Below are 15,665 nucleotides of genomic sequence, written 5' to 3'. Positions count from 1 at the left end.
TGGCGCACGCCCGACGGCGACGGGTCCGCGTACGCCGGGCCGAGGCCTCGCGGCGCACGCTCCTGCGTGTGGCGCTCGTCGGGCTGGCGGCCGGCGTCCTGGACGCGGGAGTGCGGACAGCCGGAGCGCTGGCCACCCCACGGGGTCTCCGCCGTCCGACCGGTTCCTTCCGGCTCGGGTCGTCCACGGTTGCGGCCATCCCGACCACCTCATGGTTGTTCGACCGGGCCCCCGAGATCGCACCGCAGTCGTGGCGCCTGACCGTCGTGGCCGACGACGGCAGCACCCGGGCCTGGTCCCTGGACGAGCTGCGCCGCTGGGACGACCGCCAGACGGCGGTTCTGGACTGCACCGGCGGCTGGTGGACCGAGCAGGAGTGGTCAGGGGTACGCCTCGCAAGGCTGTTCCCGGTGGGGACCACCGGGACGGTCGAGGTGCTCAGCGCCACGGGTTACGTCAGAAGGCTGCCCCTCACCGACGATCTCCTCCTGGCCACCGCGGTTGGTGGCACCCCGTTGTCCGTCGGCCACGGGGCGCCCGCGCGCCTGGTCGTCCCGGGACGGCGCGGCTACCACTGGGTCAAGTGGGTGGTGCGGATCTCTCACGACGACCGTCCGTGGTGGGTCGAGCCCCCGTTTCCCCTGCAGTGAGCGAGACAGGCGGCTGGCCCGCCGGCCGGCGGCGAAGCGGTCAGGCGCCACGGTGCTGCCCGTCCAAGGCAGGATCGCGGAGGGTGTCCTGGGAGGAGGCGGCCTTGTCCTCGTCGGGCTCCCAGCGCAGGAGGTCACCCGGCTGGCAGTCCAGCACCTGGCACAGCGCCGCCAAGGTCGTGAAGCGCACCGCTTTGGCGCGGCCGTTCTTGAGGACGGCGATGTTGGCAGGCGTGATGCCGACCCGATCTGCGAGCGCACCGACTGGCATCTTGCGCCTGGCGAGCATCACGTCGATGTCGACGACGATGGGCATCAGATCACCTCATCGAGCTCGGACTGCAGGTGCTTGGCCTCCCGGTCCAGCGCCACTGCCTGGGCCAGCAGCGCCCTGAGCACGTAGACGACCAGTGCCACGCCCGCGACTACCACGGCAAGCCCGCAGAGGAGTCCCACAAGGCCGGGAGCGACCGCGTCCTCGGGCACGGCGTGGTTGGCAAACCGGGCCACCACGGCGACGCTGAAGGTCAGAGCCGACGCAACCGCAATCGCGCCGATGACGATGTCGACGTAGCGGAACGCTGCGTACGAAAAGACTGTGCTGCGCTCGACCATGGTCAGCAACCGCCAGATGCAGACGGCGACAACTTGCAAGCTCGCGACTGCGAGGATGCCAATGACGAGCAAGGGCACTTCCAGCCCAGGATGCGCCTCCTTGCTGTCCAACCACAGCAGGGCGACCATCACCCCCTGCACCACCACGGAACCTGCCAGCGCGACGGCGATCACCGCCCGCAAGGTTCTCACTACCCAACGGCTCATTTGTCGACTCCGATGTATCGCAGGATGATCGAACTCTATCGACATTCGACAGGTGGGGCAACCTCGGGACAAGCCTCGATCGGCACAGAACGGCTGGTTCGGCTGTGAAGGCTGATCCTGTTCAGGTATGGCGACCGCGCACCCTTGACGGTGGGCACTGCTCCGAAGCGCGGTCCCGGGGGCTAGAGGTGCGCGCGGCAGCGTCGGGCGGCCAGGACGGCCAGCGACCGGGTGGTGCTGATGAGCTCGGCGATGTCGACCTGCTCGCGCGGTGCGTGCGCATAACGGACGTCTCCGGGTCCGTAGTGGAGTGTGGGGATGCCGCCGATTCCGGCATACAGGCGTAGGTCGCTGCCGTAGGGCGCGGCCGCGAGTGAGGCGTCACGTCCCTCGGTGTCGCGGACGGCGCCGAGCACGTGGTCCACGAGCGTGTGGTGGGGGTCGATCTGTCCGCTGGCAAACTGTCCACCCGGCCAGGTCACCTCGGGCGGGTGGTCGCGTAGCCATGGGTCCCGGCGGCTGGCCTCGGCGATTGCCTGCTCGAGTGCTGCGCGCGCTATGGCCGGTGGCTCATCGATCTGCACCCCCAGCCGTCCTTCGGCGATGAGCAGGTCGGGGACGCTGCTGGCCCAATCGCCGGCACGCACCGTGCCGATGGAGATGGGGTACGGAAGGACGTTGCTCCCGAAGAGCGCGTCCGGCTCCGCGTTGCGCTGGCGCTCGAGGTCGGTGAGGGCGGCGTGGAGGGGCAGGAACGCGTCCAGCGCGCTGTGGCCGGCGAGCTTGGCGCTGCCGTGCGCGGCGCGTCCGGACACTCGCACCCGGAACGTCAGTGCTCCCGCATTGGCGACGACGACGTCCCCGCTGGTGGGTTCGGTGATCACGGCCGCCTCGCCACGGTGGCCGCGCAGCATGGTGGCGAACGCCCCGAGCCCGCCGTCCTCCTCGCTGATCACCGCATGCAGCGCAAACGGCCGCTCGAGCGTGACTCCGGAGGCCACGAGGGCGCGGGCGACAGCCAGGTTGGCTGCCACTCCGGCCTTCATGTCGCACGCCCCGCGGCCGTGGATGGCGCCGCCGCCGACGGAGCCGCTCCAAGGGTCCCGCTGTGGCCACTTGTCCAGATCGCCGGTCGGGACCACGTCGACGTGGCCCTGCAGAACCAGCGCGGGCACCCCGGGCGGCCCGAGGACTCCGACGACGCCGTATCCCTCGGTGCGCGGCACCTCGGTGCCGGGGTGGTCCGGACGGGCTGCGAGTTGGTCAAGGTCGATCTGCCAGCTGTCGACGTCGAACCCCAGCGCCTCGAGCTGTCTGGCGTGTCGGTGCTGCAGGTCGGACTCGGCGTCACTGCCGGTCACGCTGGGGACGCGGATCAGCTCCACCAGCTCATCCACCAGTGCCTGCTCGTCGATGACGTCGAGCACGTCACGCTCGGCGCGCGACAATCCAGGCGCCACCGCGGTGGCCAAGGTCTCCACATCAACGACGGTAGCGACGGGATTGTGTCGACGCTATACCAAGAAATCGTAGATTGCCTCATAGGATGTATGACGTGATGCACCTTCAGCAATTGCGTGTCCTGGTCGCAGTGCGAGACCACGGCACGCTCACCGCCGCTGCCGAGGCGCTGGGTTACGGGGTGCCGACGATCGCGCACCACCTTGGAAGCCTGGAACGCCACTTCCAGGTGCGCCTCGTCGAGCGCGACCGCCGCGGCGCCAGACTCACACCTCTTGGGGCCGTGCTCGTCGACGAGGCCGAAGACATCCTCAATCGCCTCGAGCAGGCGGAACGGCTGGTGAGCACCCAACGCGACCTCGGCCTGACCACGATCCGCGTCGGCACGTTCGCCTCCATCGGATCCCAGCTGCTGCCCCGGGCCATCCGACAGTTGCGCGACCGGATGCAGGTGCAGGTGGAGGTGGTCGAGGCCGAGCCGACCGACATCGTCGAGTTGCTGCAGGCCGGCAACATCCACGCGGGCCTGATCTATGACTCCGCCGACGAGCCTGCCTTCGCCTCACCCGAGCTGGACTCCACCGTCCTGCTCGAGGAGACCTACCGGATACTCCTCGCCCATGACAGTCCCCACGCGGCCGAGCGCGAGGTCGACATGGCCGCTCTCGCTGAGGCCGACTGGATCTGCAGCCGAGACCAGGCCGAGACGTCGGACCGCGTCCTGCGCCGCACCTGTCGATCACTCGGTTTCGAGCCGAAGGTGCTCATGCGCACCGACGACCTCAACATGATCCACGGCCTGGTCGCAGAAGGACTCGGCTGCACCCTGACCACCCCAAGTGCCGTCGACACCCGTTTCGCTGTCGAGCTGCGCCCCGCGGTGCAAGACCTCGCTGTGCGTCGCACCTCCTTCGTGCGCCGCAGCACAGCGGTCCCACTCGCCGTCGACGAGCTCCAACACATCCTCCTCACCATCCTGCGACAGCGCACGAAGCTGGACACGGCAACGGCGTGAGCGCAGCGCATCGATTCGCTGCACGTCGTCCATCGCAGGCGCGGGATGCTTTCATGGTTCTCGTCCCGAGTGCTGGGCTAGCCTGCTGGTAGGACTCGATCGCCACGTCGTTCAGGGTGGACAGCGGACCGGACAGGAGCTCGCCATCACAGCACATACCGACTCCCAAGGGCACGACGAGCACGACCAGGCGGACGGGCGCCAGCAGCCACGGGTCCTGCTGTTCGACGTCAACGAGACCCTCTCCGATCTGTCGCCTCTTGCGCAGCGCTTCACCGAAGTGGGCGCTCCACCGCATCTGGCAGCGACGTGGTTCGCCTCATTGCTCCGGGACGGATTTGCTCTCACTGCCACCGGCGCCAACCCCTCCTTCGCAGAGCTGGGCGCCGAAGCACTGCGCGGCCGTCTCGCTGGCCAGGTCGGCGACGTCGACGCTGCCGTCGAGCGCATCATGTCTGAGTTCTCCAAGCTTCCGGTGCACCCTGACGTCGTCGAGGGCGTCCATAACCTGCACAGTCTGGGCATCAGTCTCGTGACGCTCAGCAACGGATCCACAGCCGTTGCTCAAGGACTGTTCGACCGCAACGACCTCGGCGGCTACTTCGACAGCCTGCTGTCCGTGGAACAGGCGCCCTTGTGGAAGCCGGCCGAGGCTGCATACTCCTTCGCCTTGGAGGCGTGTGGCTGTGAGGCGTCCGACGCGATGCTCGTCGCCGTGCATCCGTGGGACATCGACGGTGCCCACAAAGCCGGCCTCGCCACGGCGTGGATCAACCGCACGGATGCCCGCTACCCAGCGTATTTCGCGGCCCCCGACATCGAGGCCACCTCTCTCGTGGACCTCGGGGCCCAGCTGGGTGGCGTCGCGGCCTGACGGGCGGGCGGATAAACGGTTCGTCACGCGGACTACGGTTGGCTCATGAGTTCCGCTGACATCCGCTTCTACTTCGACCCGGTGTGCCCGTTCTGCTGGCTGACCAGCAAGTGGATCCGGATGGTGCAGACCGAGCGCGATCTCGCCGTGGAGTGGCGGTTCATCTCGCTGCGTCTGATCAACTCCCACATCGACTACGACGCGCACTTCCCGCCGGAGTACGAAGCCGGGCACACCGCCGGCCTCCGGCTGCTGCGGGTGGCCGCGCGTGCGCGCGCCGAACACGGCCCGCAGGCGCTCGACCCACTGCAGGCCGCCTTCGGGGCGCACATCTTCGACACGCCCCCGGCCGGTGACCTGGTCGACGACCAGGAGCACCGGGAGCGCCGCGGCACCCGGGAGTTCGTCGAACCGATCCTGCGTGACGCGGGTCTGCCCCTCGGTCTGGCCGACGCCCTGGACGATGAGTCCTGGGACGCGGAGATCCGCGCCGACGGTGAGGAAGCGCTCATACTGACCGGCAAGGATGTCGGCACGCCGATCATCCACTTCGAGCCCCCGGACGGAGTCGCGTTCTTCGGCCCGGTGATCAGCCGGCTCCCCGACCAGGGCACAGCCGGCGAGCTGTGGGACCACGTGGTGGCCCTGGCTCGGTTCCCCGGCTTCAGCGAGCTGAAGCGCAGCCTTCGAGAGCGGCCGCAACTGGTGGGGTTCGGGGTGCCGGCCGACGCCTTCGGTCAGCAAGAGGACTGGCACGCCGGCAGCCGTCGACAACAGAAATGAGCGATCGATGACCCAGACCCCCGTGCGCACCCACGAACAGTCGATCGTCGTCGAGGCCACCCCGGAGGCGCTCTACGACCTGGTCAGTGACATCACCCGCACGGGCGAGTGGAGCCCGGTCTGTACGGCGTGCTGGTGGGACGACCCGGACCAGGCGGGCCAGGTCGGCGTGTGGTTCACCGGCCACAACGAGCTGCCCGACCGCACCTGGGAGACACGGTCGCGGATCGAGGTCGCAGACCGGGCGCGGGAGTTCGCCTGGCTGGTGGGCGGCAGGTACGCCCGGTGGGGCTTCACGTTCGCGCCCGACGGCGCGGCGACACGGCTGACCGAGCGCTGGGACTTCCTGCCGGACGGGATCACCATGTTCGGCGAGAAGTACGGCGACCGGGCCGCCACCGAGATCGAGGACCGCACCCGGCAGGCGCAGGACGGGATCCCCCGGACGCTCGCGGCGATCAAGCGGATTGCCGAGTCTTCCTGAGCTTCACGGTGGCAGGAGCCACCGCCGTTGACGGATACGTGAGCAACGTCACCGCCGTGCTGGCGGCCGTGCTCGGACACGCGAACGCTCACGGCCCGACGCGTGGGTGTGGCTGAAATCGCCCGCTCTGTCCGGTATGTTCTCGCGACGATGTGTCCTCAACCGCTCGAGTCCTCTCGTCCCGGGAGGCCTGTCGCCCACAGTCGGCATGCGGGCCCCGTGTTCGTCGACCAGACCGGACAGCGCCATCGCCGGGTCGCTGGCCTGGGAGTGCTGGCGACGCTGCCCGCCCTCGCTTTCGCGGCCACCCTTGGTTTCTCCGTGCTCGACGGCCCTCCGGTGGATCGGCTGTCCCTCCCCTCCCAGCAGCGCGAGGCGCAGGCAGCGCACCTCCCGGCGGAGGCCGCCGCAGCGATCGGTATCCGGGACCACGACAGGCCCGAGTCGCGCGGTGACGACCACGCGGGCTCGGTCCGGGTAGCCGACCTGGCCGGTGTCACTGCCCGGCCGGTCATCGTGCAGCACGCGAGCCGACAGGTGAGGATTGAGGCCGAGACCACCGACGGCAGTCTGCCGGCGGCGGCTCCTGCCACCACCTTCGCCGACGTCCCGAGCCCCGCCAGCACCACGGCAAGCCCCTCGTCTCCTTCGGCGGCACCGACCTCCGCGCCAACACCGGCGAGCACCGTGCCGGGTCCGCCGAGTGACGTGCCCGGGGCGTCGCGCGGTAACAGCGACAGCGCCCCCGGCCAGACCCACACGCCGGAGCCGTCGGGCTCTCCCACGCACGAGGTCCCGACGGGACGGCCCTGACCGGTGCCGTTGCTCCGGAAACCTCGAGACACCACGGCAAGCACCCCACCGCGCGCGCACTGGGTCGTGCTGGCCGTGGTGCTGTCTGCGCTCGCGCTGGCGCTCGGTGTGGAGGGCTACACCCATCACCTCTACGGCAACAGCGACTACACCGGTCCCCCTCCCGGTGCCAGTGCCATGGTGCCCCGCGAGGTCAGCCACGGCGGGCCGATCATCAACGGCGGGGCCGGTCCTGGCCACCGCACCGCCGAGCCGCGTCCCAAGACGATCGCGCTGACCTTCGACGACGGGCCCGACCCGAAGTGGACCCCCAAGATCCTCCAGGTCCTCGATCGTCACCATGTGAAGGCCACGTTCTTCCTGCTCGGCAACGAGGTCGCCGCGCACCCCGAGGTGGCGCGGGAGATCGTGGCCGACGGCCACGAGATCGGCGTGCACAGCTTCACCCACGCGGACCTGGCCGCAGTGCCTGACTGGCAGCGGCGGATGGAGGTGCGGGAGAGCCAGCTCGCCATCGTCGGGGCCACCGGCCAGAGCACCTCGCTGTTCCGTCCGCCCTTCTCGTCGGAGAACAACGCGCTCGACGACGCCGCGTGGAACGTGGTGCGACAAGCCGGGGAGCACGGCTACCTGACCGTGCTCACGACCCGTGACAGTCAGGACTGGCAACGGGGTGACATCCAGCAGATCCTCCGGTACAGCACCCCCCACGGTTCGCAGGGCCAGGTGCTGCTGATGCACGACGGCGGTGGGTCGCGGGCCGACACCGTCGCCGCGCTCGACCGGCTGATCCCCGTCCTGCAGGACAAGGGTTGGCGGGTGACGACGGTCAGTGACGCGGTCGGGACGGGCGATCCCATGCGCCCGGGCACGTGGAGCGACAAGGCCGCCGGCACGGCGTTGATCGTGGCCCTGAAGGCGAGTCACGTCGTGCTCCTTGCGTTGACCTTCCTGCTGTATGCCGCTGCCTTCCTGACCGTGCTCCGTGCCGTCATCCTCGTCGTCGCCGCTCGTCGCCACCGTCGGGTGCGCAAGCGCGGCTGGGGCCCCGAGATGACCGGCCCCGTGTCGGTGGTGGTCCCGGCATACAACGAGGAACTCGGCATCGAGGCGACGGTCCGCTCTCTGCTCGACTCCGACCACCCGGTCGAGGTGATCGTGGTCGACGACGGTTCGAGCGATGACACGGCCCAGGTGGTGGAGTCGCTGGACCTGCCCGAGATGGTCCTGGTCAGCACGCCCAATCGCGGCAAGGCGGCTGCCCTCAACACCGGCATCTCGCTGGCGCGCTACGACTACGTGGTGATGGTCGACGGTGACACGGTGGTGGAGCCGGAGACGGTCCGCATGCTGGTCCAGCCGTTCAACGATCCGCTCGTCGGCGCGGTCTCGGGCAACGCCAAGGTGGCCAACCGCGATGGGCTGCTCGGCCTGTGGCAGCACATCGAGTACGTCGTCGGATTCAACCTCGATCGGCGGCTGTTCGATCTCGCCCGGTGCATGCCCACGGTGCCCGGGGCAGTCGGTGCGTTTCGCCGGTCCGCGCTCGACCGCGTGGGCGGCGTGGGCCGGCTCACCCTGGCGGAGGACACCGACCTCACCATGTCGTTGGCGAGCGACGGGTGGCGGGTGGTCTATGAGGAGCAGGCCCGTGCCTGGACGGAGGCGCCGGCCACCCTCGGCGCCCTGTGGCGCCAGCGCTACCGCTGGTGCTACGGCACCCTCCAGGCCATGTGGCGGCACCGCGGCACGGTGTTCCAGCGCGGTGCCGGCGGGCGGTTCGGCCGGCGCGGTCTGGGTTACCTGCTGCTGTTCCAGGTGTTGCTGCCCCTGTTCGCCCCGGTCGTCGACGTGTTCGCGCTCTACGGGCTCGTCTTCCTCGACCCCTCCCGGATCATGAGCGTCTGGCTGGCGTTCCTGTCGGTCCAGATGTTCATGGGATGGATCGCGTTCCGGCTGGATCGCGAGCGGGCCGGAGCGCTGTGGAGCATGCCGCTGCAGCAGTTCGTCTACCGACAGCTGATGTACCTCGTGGTCATCCAGTCGGTGGTGACGGCGCTTGCGGGCGTCCGGTTGCGGTGGCAGCGGATGGATCGCTACGGCAGTTTCGCGACCAGCCGGGAGCCGGCGTCGGTCGCCGACTGACTCTCCGGCGCAGGCGCCACCGGCAGGCAACCGAGAGCCGACACCTCAAGAGTCGAGGAGGGCCCGCGCCAGCGAAGAGTGGGTGACCACACTGTCGACCAGCCCGCTGAGGAGTGCCGCCCGCACCGCAGGCTCCTTGGCCAGCCCGTAGGGGATCGCGACCACCTCGGGGATCGACCGCATGCTCGTGTCGTCGATGGCGACGATGCGCTTGCTGATCGGGCCGTGCACCGCTTTGCCCTTGGCGGTGATGAAGATTCCGGAGATCTCGCCGACCACGCCCCTGCGGGCGAGTTGGCCGCGCTCCTTGTCCGTCATCGCTTCGTAGAGGGTCGATGCGCCTGCGGACCAGTGGCCGATCCCGACGAAAGCCTTCGTGACAGAGGAGAACTGGGCGAAGGTCGTGACCAGCTCGCGCTGTCGGAGCAGGGCCCGGGCGCTCGCGGCGTCCGGCATGACCATCGGTGCATAGAAGACGTATGCCGGTCCGCGGGCGATGCGGGCGACGTCTCGGACCAGATCCACCGGGCTCTCGTCCATGTCGGCGCGGGACAGGGTTCCCGTCAGCTGAACGGCGGGCACATGGGGCAGGCGGCTCAACTCCCTCGTCATGGCGTGCACCGAGCGCGCCCAGGACAGGCCGAGGACGTCGGCCTCCGTGACGATCTCGGTCGCGAGTTCCGCGGCCACCTGCCCGAGGCGGCGCCTGAGCACGGCCGGGTCCTCCTCCACGGTGTCGACGACGATCGCATGGGTCAGCCCGAACCGGTCGCGCAGCCGGTCCGACAGGTCGACGTCGATGTCGTCCTGGACCGAGATCTCGATGCGGACGACGCCGGTGGCGCGCGCCGTCTCGAGCAGCCGCGCCACCTTGAACCGACTGACGCCCAGCTCCTCGGCGATCTCGATCTTGGAGCGTCCGTCGATGAAGTGCCGGCGCGCGGCCGTGGCCATCAGGACGAGCTCCGCAGGTGCTCTGGTGCGTGCTGCCACGGCAGGTCCTCCTCGGAGTCGCCGTCGGCCGGGTTCCCGGGTTTGCGCCCATATGAGCGGCCGAACGCTAATTGTTGCACACCTCTTGACACCCCTTGCCCCGGATCGGTTCACTGCTGATGAGCAGGCCGGTGCTCATCAGGGCAAGGGCCACGCGATCGAGGAGTGCACCGTGCGAGGACGCTTGCGGACTGCCTTGGTCATCGCGACCGCCGTGGGATGCGTCGCCGGCCTGAGCGCCTGCGCCGGGTGGGGTGGCGGAGCGAGTGCGGGAGGGCAGGGCAGCATCAATGTGCTCATGGTCAACAACCCGCAGATGATCGACCTGCAGAAGCTGACGCCGAAGTACTTCACGAAGAAGACCGGAATCCAGGTCAACTTCACCGTGCTGCCGGAGAACGACGTCCGCGACAAGATCAGCCAGGAGTTCTCCAGCCAGGCGGGCCTGTATGACGTGGCGACACTGAGCAACTTCGAGATCCCCATCTACGCCAAGGCCGGGTGGATGGCCCCGATGGACGGCTATCTGGCGAAGGACAAGGCGTTCGACCAAAAGGACATCTTCCCGGCTCTGCGGCAGGCTCTCAGCGCGGACGGAAAGGTCTACGGTGAGCCGTTCTACGGCGAGTCGTCGTTCCTGATGTACCGCAAGGACATCCTCAAGTCCAAGGGCGTCACGATGCCGGCGCATCCGACCTGGCAGCAGGTCGCAGACATCGCCGCCAAGGTCGACAAGGCGAAGCCCGGCATGGCCGGTATCTGTCTGCGGGGGCAACCGGGGTGGGGACAGATCTTCGCCCCGTTGACCACCGTGGTGAACACCTTTGGTGGGACGTGGTTCAGCAAGGACTGGCAGGCCAAGGTCGACGGACCGGGATTCACCAAGGCGACGAAGTTCTACGTGGACCTGGTGCGCAAGCACGGTGAGCGCGGCGCGGCGCAGGCAGGATTCACCGAGTGCCTCAACGACCTCATCCAGGGCCACGTGGCCATGTGGTACGACGCCACCTCCGCCGCTGGCTCGCTGGAGGCCAAGACCTCACCGGTGCGGGGCAAGATCGGCTACGCGCCGGCCCCGGTCGTGAAGACCAAGAGCTCCGGGTGGCTCTATTCCTGGGCGTGGGCGATCCAGGAGGCGAGCACCCACAAGGACGCCTCCTGGAAGTTCATCTCGTGGGCGTCGAGCAAGGAATATGAACGGCTGGTCGGCAAGGAGGTCGGGTGGTCCTCGGTGCCTGCCGGCAAGCGTGAGTCCACCTACAAGAACAAGAACTACCTCAAGGTCGCCAGTGCCTTCGCCAACCCGACCGTGAAGGCGATCAGGGGCGCACGCCCGAACGATCCCGGCGTTCAGCCACGCCCGGCGCCCGGCATCCAGTTCGTGGACATCCCCGAGTTCCCGGCGTTGGGCACTCAGGTCTCTCAGTACGTCAGCTCTGCCATTGCCGGGCAGATGTCGGTGTCGGAGGCGTTGCGCCGTGGACAGGCACTCGCGGACGACGTCGCCGAGACGTATCGAACTCGGGAGGAGAAGTAGCCCATGAGTGTTGCCGCCCCGAGCGCTTCGGCAGATCGCCGTGACAAGCCACCTTCGCGCGCAGACCGGTCCCTGAAGCGACGGGCCGGAGGTTGGGCCCGTCGGGCGCCACTGATGCCCGCGCTGGTGTTCATGATCATCGTCACCCAGCTACCCATGGTGGCAACCCTGGTGATCTCCTTCATGAACTGGAACGCCTACTACCCCGAGGACCGGGGTTTCGGTGGGATCGAGAACTACCGCCGGGTGCTGACCGACGTGACGACCCGTCAAGCGATCCTCGTCACCATCCTGCTCACGGTGGCGGTCGTCCTCATCAGTCTCGTGTTGGGCCTGTTGATCGCGCTGCTGCTGGACCGTAAGTTCCTCGGGCGAGGAGTGGTGCGCACGTTCATGATCGCGCCCTTCCTCATCGTGCCGGTGGCTGCCGCGCTGGTCTGGAAGCACGCCCTCTACAACCCTGACTATGGCCTGTTGAACGGTGTGCTCACCTGGCTGTTCGGGGACAACGCTCCACAACCGGACTGGATCAGCTCGTTCCCGCTGGGTGCGATCATCGCCGCCCTGATCTGGCAGTGGACACCGTTCATGATGCTGATCATCCTGGCCGGTCTGCAGAGCCGCCCGTTGGACGTCGTCGAGGCGGCCCGCATCGACGGGGCCAGCGCCTGGCAGATCTTCCGGATGATGACCCTGCCGCACCTGCGTCGCTACCTCGAGCTGAGCGTCCTCCTCGGCGCGGTCTACATCGTGCAGAACTTCGACCACGTCTTCACCATCACCTCCGGTGGCCTGGGCACGGCAAACCTCCCCTACGACATCTACCAGAACTTCTACCTGGCACACGACTACGGCCGGGCCTCCGCTGAGGGCGTCATCGTCGTCGTCGGCACCATCCTGATCGCCACATTCGCTCTGCGCACCGTGTCGACGCTGTTGAAAGAGGAACCGCGATGACCGTCACCGCCAAGCAACCGGCCAGGGCACGCCAAGGGTCGACCGGGCTGCGCCAGGAGGGGCCACCCGGTCTGGGCGGACGGCGCAGCCGCGCGTTCTTCGGCATCATCGCGTGGATCGTGGGCATCCTCTTCGTGCTGCCGATCCTGTGGATGCTGCTGACCTCCTTCCACAGCGAGGAGAACGCCGCGACCAACCCGCCGTCGATCGCCGCACCACTCACCCTGCAGGGATATCGCGAGTTCTTCAGCTCGGGACCCTGGCCTCCGCTGCTGAACTCGCTCACCGCCAGCGTCATCTCGACGATCATCGTGCTGCTGCTGGCCTTCCCGGCCGCCTACGCGCTCTCGATCCGCCCCGTGAAGAGGTGGAGCGACGTGATGTTCTTCTTCCTCTCGACCAAGATGCTCCCGATGGTGGCCGCGCTGCTGCCCATCTACCTGTTCGCCCAGAGCGTCTCCTTCCTCGACAACATCTGGCTGCTGATCATCGTCTACACCACGATGAACCTGCCGATCGCCGTCTGGATGCTGCGATCCTTCTTGATCGAGGTCCCGATCGAGATGCTCGAGGCGGCCCAGATCGACGGCGCCGGACTGGCTCGAACGCTGCGATCGGTCGTTGCTCCGGTCATCACTCCGGGACTCGCCGCCGCTGCCTTGATCTGCTTCATCTTCAGCTGGAACGAGCTGCTGTTCGCCCGCGTGCTCACCGGCACCCGGGCAGAGACGGCACCGGTCTTCCTCACCGGCTTCGTCACCAGCCAGGGCCTCTTCCTCGCCAAGGTGTGTGCCGCCTCGATCGTGGTCTCCCTCCCTGTGCTGGCCGCGGGGTTCGGCGCCCAGGACAAGCTGGTGCAGGGGCTCTCACTCGGCGCGGTCAAGTAGGACGGGGGCACGACGGTGACGCGACTGGGCGCAGAGGCGCTGGCGACGCTCGGCAGCAAGGTGGCGGTCCCGGCATACGACCGGAGCCAGGTGACCACCGGGATCGTCCACTTCGGGGTCGGAGGATTCCATCGCGCACACCAGGCGATGTACCTCGACCGGCTGCTCGAGCGGGGAGAGGCCACCGACTGGGGCATCTGCGGTGTCGGCACCCTCCCCGGCGATCGACGGATGGCCGACGCGCTGCAGGGACAGGACGGCCTCTACACCCTGGTCGTCAAGCACCCGGACGGTTCGCTCGATGCCCGCGTCATCGGGTCGATCACCGGCTACCTCTACGCGCCGGACGACGCCGAGTCGGTGCTGACGGTCCTCACGGCGGCGACCACCCGGATCGTCTCGCTCACCATCACCGAGGGCGGCTACCACTTCCACCCGTCGACCGGGGAGTTCGACCCGGACGACCCGACCCTGCAGGCAGACCTGCAGCCGGACGCGGTCCCCCGCTCGGTCTTCGGGTTCATCACCGAGGCCCTGGCACGTCGACGGGCAAGCGGGACACCGGCGTTCACCGTGATGTCGTGCGACAACATCGAGGGCAACGGTGACGTGGCGCACCGGATGATCACGGCGTTCGCGCGGCTGAAGGATCCGGAGCTCGCCGACTGGATCGAGGCTCAGGTCGCCTTCCCCAACTCCATGGTCGACCGGATCACCCCTGTCACCACCGAGGAGGACCGGCAACGGGTGACCGAGGAGTTCGGCATCGAGGACGCATGGCCGGTCGTGACCGAGCCGTTCACCCAGTGGGCTCTCGAAGACCACTTCCCGCAGGGCCGCCCCGCCTACGAGGACGTCGGTGTGCAGGTCGTCGACGACGTCACGCCCTACGAGCTGATGAAGCTGCGCCTGCTCAACGCCAGCCACCAAGCACTGTGCTACCTCGGCTACCTCGCCGGTTACCGCTTCGTGCACGAGGTCTGCCAGGACGAGCTGTTCACCGACTTCCTGCTCGGCTACATGAGGCACGAGGGGCAGCCGACGCTGCAGCCGGTGCCGGGGGTGGACCTGGACCACTACGAGCACCAGCTCATCGAGCGGTTCGCCAACCCGGAGGTCCAGGACACGTTGGCCCGCCTGTGTGCCGAGAGCTCGGACCGGATCCCCAAGTGGTTGGTGCCGGTGATCCGCAGCCAGCTGGCGGCCGGTGGCCCCATCGAGAGGTCGGCTCTCGTGGTGGCCGCCTGGGCCCGGTATGCCGAGGGCGTGGACGAACAGGGCCGGCCCATCGAGGTCGTCGACCGGCTGCGCGACCGCCTGGTGGAGCGAGCCCGCCGACAGCAGGAGGAGCCGCTCTCCTTCCTGCAGGAACGCAGCCTCTTCGGCGACCTGGCCGACCAACCCCGCTTCGTCGCGACCTACACCAAGGCCCTCGAGTCGCTGCACTCCGTCGGCGCGCGGGCGACCCTCGAGGCGTGGGGCTCTTGAGTTCCTCGTGACGACGATGGACGCGGTCCGTCTACCGGGCGCCAGCACCGTGTCCCACGTGCGGGTCGCGGTGCCGGTGCCGGGTCAGGGGCAGGTGCTGCTGCGCGTGGGCGCCTCCTCGATCTGCGGCAGTGACATCCGCTCGATCTACCGCGAGCACCTCGGCCGGGGACCTGAGGCCTACCAGGGCGTCATCGCCGGTCACGAGCCTGCCGGGGAGGTGGCTGCGCTCGGGCCGGGTGTCCGTCGGCTCGCCGTGGGAGACCGGGTCGCCGTCTACCACATCGTCGGCTGCGGCCGGTGCGACGAGTGCCGGCACGGCTACGAGATCGGCTGCACCGATCCCTCCCGAGCCGCCTACGGCTGGCAACGCGACGGCGGACACGCGCAGTTCCTGCTCGCGGAGGAGCGCAGCTGCCTGCCCTTGCCCGACGCGCTCTCGCTCGTCGACGGTGCCTTGGTCTCCTGCGGTTTCGGGACGGCATACGAGGCGTTGTTGCGACTGGACGTCTCCGGCCGCGACCAGCTGTTGGTGACCGGGTTGGGTCCGGTGGGCCTCGCGGCCGCCATGATGGGCCGGGCGATGGGCGCGTCCCCGGTCATCGGCACCGACCCGTCAGCCGAGCGACGCCGGCTCGCCCTCGACCTCGGGCTGGTCGACCGTGCGCTGCCCGCCGACGAGGGAACGGTCGATGCGGTCCTCGACCTGACCGGGGGCCGCGGGTGCTCGGCGACCCTCGACGCGTCCGGCAGCGC

General features: G+C 68.7%; 16 protein-coding genes. 12 read left to right on the top strand and 4 right to left on the bottom strand.

All coding sequences use genetic code 11. The annotated features are described in order from the left end of the window. Window positions 1–650, top strand: a 650-nt coding sequence (locus FRW57_RS07540; RefSeq protein ID WP_152185707.1) for a molybdopterin-dependent oxidoreductase, incomplete at its 5' end; no start/stop codon positions are given. Between the two features lie 40 nt (window positions 651–690). On the opposite strand, the gene FRW57_RS07535 is transcribed toward FRW57_RS07540, so the two are convergent. The 3 genes from FRW57_RS07535 to FRW57_RS07525 form a co-directional block, all read right to left on the bottom strand. Continuing rightward, window positions 691–966 (bottom strand): helix-turn-helix domain-containing protein, encoded by a 276-nt coding sequence (locus tag FRW57_RS07535; protein WP_137123549.1) that lies wholly within the window; start codon window positions 964–966, stop codon window positions 691–693. Continuing rightward, entirely contained in the window at window positions 966–1,439 is a 474-nt protein-coding gene (locus FRW57_RS07530) for a DUF2975 domain-containing protein (protein WP_338016669.1), read from the bottom strand. The genes FRW57_RS07535 and FRW57_RS07530 overlap by 1 nt, the downstream gene beginning before the upstream one ends. A 215-nt stretch (window positions 1,440–1,654) precedes the next feature. After that, a complete protein-coding gene (locus FRW57_RS07525; RefSeq protein WP_137123551.1) occupies window positions 1,655–2,953 on the bottom strand; it encodes an ArgE/DapE family deacylase in 1,299 nt (432 codons plus the stop codon). A 77-nt stretch (window positions 2,954–3,030) separates the two neighbouring features. Here FRW57_RS07525 and FRW57_RS07520 point away from each other — a divergent pair, with 77 nt between their 5' ends. The 6 genes from FRW57_RS07520 (at window position 3,031) to FRW57_RS07495 (ending at window position 9,047) form a co-directional block, all read left to right on the top strand. Next, on the top strand, window positions 3,031–3,948 hold the full coding sequence (locus FRW57_RS07520) for a LysR family transcriptional regulator (protein ID WP_152185711.1): 918 nt from the start codon (window positions 3,031–3,033) through the stop codon (window positions 3,946–3,948). 13 nt (window positions 3,949–3,961) lie between these two features. Beyond that, window positions 3,962–4,822 carry a haloacid dehalogenase type II gene (locus tag FRW57_RS07515; RefSeq protein ID WP_238999364.1) on the top strand — a complete coding sequence of 287 codons (861 nt, stop codon included), beginning with the start codon at window positions 3,962–3,964 and terminating at the stop codon, window positions 4,820–4,822. 45 nt (window positions 4,823–4,867) lie between these two features. Continuing rightward, window positions 4,868–5,605 (top strand): DsbA family protein, encoded by a 738-nt coding sequence (locus tag FRW57_RS07510; RefSeq protein WP_152185706.1) that lies wholly within the window; start codon window positions 4,868–4,870, stop codon window positions 5,603–5,605. A 7-nt stretch (window positions 5,606–5,612) separates the two neighbouring features. Next, on the top strand, window positions 5,613–6,089 hold the full coding sequence (locus FRW57_RS07505) for an SRPBCC family protein (protein ID WP_152185705.1): 477 nt from the start codon (window positions 5,613–5,615) through the stop codon (window positions 6,087–6,089). 219 nt (window positions 6,090–6,308) lie between these two features. After that, window positions 6,309–6,902, top strand: a complete 594-nt coding sequence (locus tag FRW57_RS07500) for a hypothetical protein (RefSeq protein WP_152185704.1) — start codon at window positions 6,309–6,311, stop codon at window positions 6,900–6,902. Window positions 6,903–6,905: 3 nt separating this feature from the next. After that, on the top strand, window positions 6,906–9,047 hold the full coding sequence (locus tag FRW57_RS07495; protein ID WP_203230247.1) for a bifunctional polysaccharide deacetylase/glycosyltransferase family 2 protein: 2,142 nt from the start codon (window positions 6,906–6,908) through the stop codon (window positions 9,045–9,047). A 45-nt stretch (window positions 9,048–9,092) separates the two neighbouring features. Here FRW57_RS07495 and FRW57_RS07490 read toward each other — a convergent pair whose 3' ends face one another. Then, complete coding sequence (locus FRW57_RS07490; RefSeq protein WP_152185703.1) at window positions 9,093–10,040, bottom strand: sugar-binding transcriptional regulator; 948 nt, start codon at window positions 10,038–10,040, stop codon at window positions 9,093–9,095. Window positions 10,041–10,212: 172 nt separating this feature from the next. On the opposite strand from FRW57_RS07490, the gene FRW57_RS07485 reads away from it, so the two are divergent. From FRW57_RS07485 to FRW57_RS07465, 5 genes are all read left to right on the top strand, one after another. After that, complete coding sequence (locus FRW57_RS07485) at window positions 10,213–11,577, top strand: ABC transporter substrate-binding protein (RefSeq protein WP_238384508.1); 1,365 nt, start codon at window positions 10,213–10,215, stop codon at window positions 11,575–11,577. Window positions 11,578–11,580: 3 nt separating this feature from the next. Beyond that, a complete protein-coding gene (locus FRW57_RS07480) occupies window positions 11,581–12,534 on the top strand; it encodes a carbohydrate ABC transporter permease (RefSeq protein ID WP_137120302.1) in 954 nt (317 codons plus the stop codon). Continuing rightward, window positions 12,531–13,421, top strand: coding sequence for a carbohydrate ABC transporter permease (locus tag FRW57_RS07475; RefSeq protein WP_152185702.1), 891 nt, complete (start codon window positions 12,531–12,533; stop codon window positions 13,419–13,421). The genes FRW57_RS07480 and FRW57_RS07475 overlap by 4 nt, the downstream gene beginning before the upstream one ends. Before the next feature lie 15 nt (window positions 13,422–13,436). Further along, window positions 13,437–14,909, top strand: coding sequence for a mannitol dehydrogenase family protein (locus tag FRW57_RS07470; RefSeq protein WP_152185701.1), 1,473 nt, complete (start codon window positions 13,437–13,439; stop codon window positions 14,907–14,909). A 16-nt stretch (window positions 14,910–14,925) separates the two neighbouring features. Further along, window positions 14,926–15,665: alcohol dehydrogenase catalytic domain-containing protein (locus FRW57_RS07465; RefSeq protein WP_152185708.1), on the top strand; the 740-nt coding region annotated here is incomplete at its 3' end.

The sequence above is a fragment of the Segeticoccus rhizosphaerae genome (assembly GCF_009192725.1).
GTDB classification, from domain to species: domain Bacteria; phylum Actinomycetota; class Actinomycetes; order Actinomycetales; family Dermatophilaceae; genus Segeticoccus; species Segeticoccus rhizosphaerae.
Note: the sequence above shows the minus strand (reverse complement) of the source record. Positions and strands in the feature narration are given on the sequence as shown.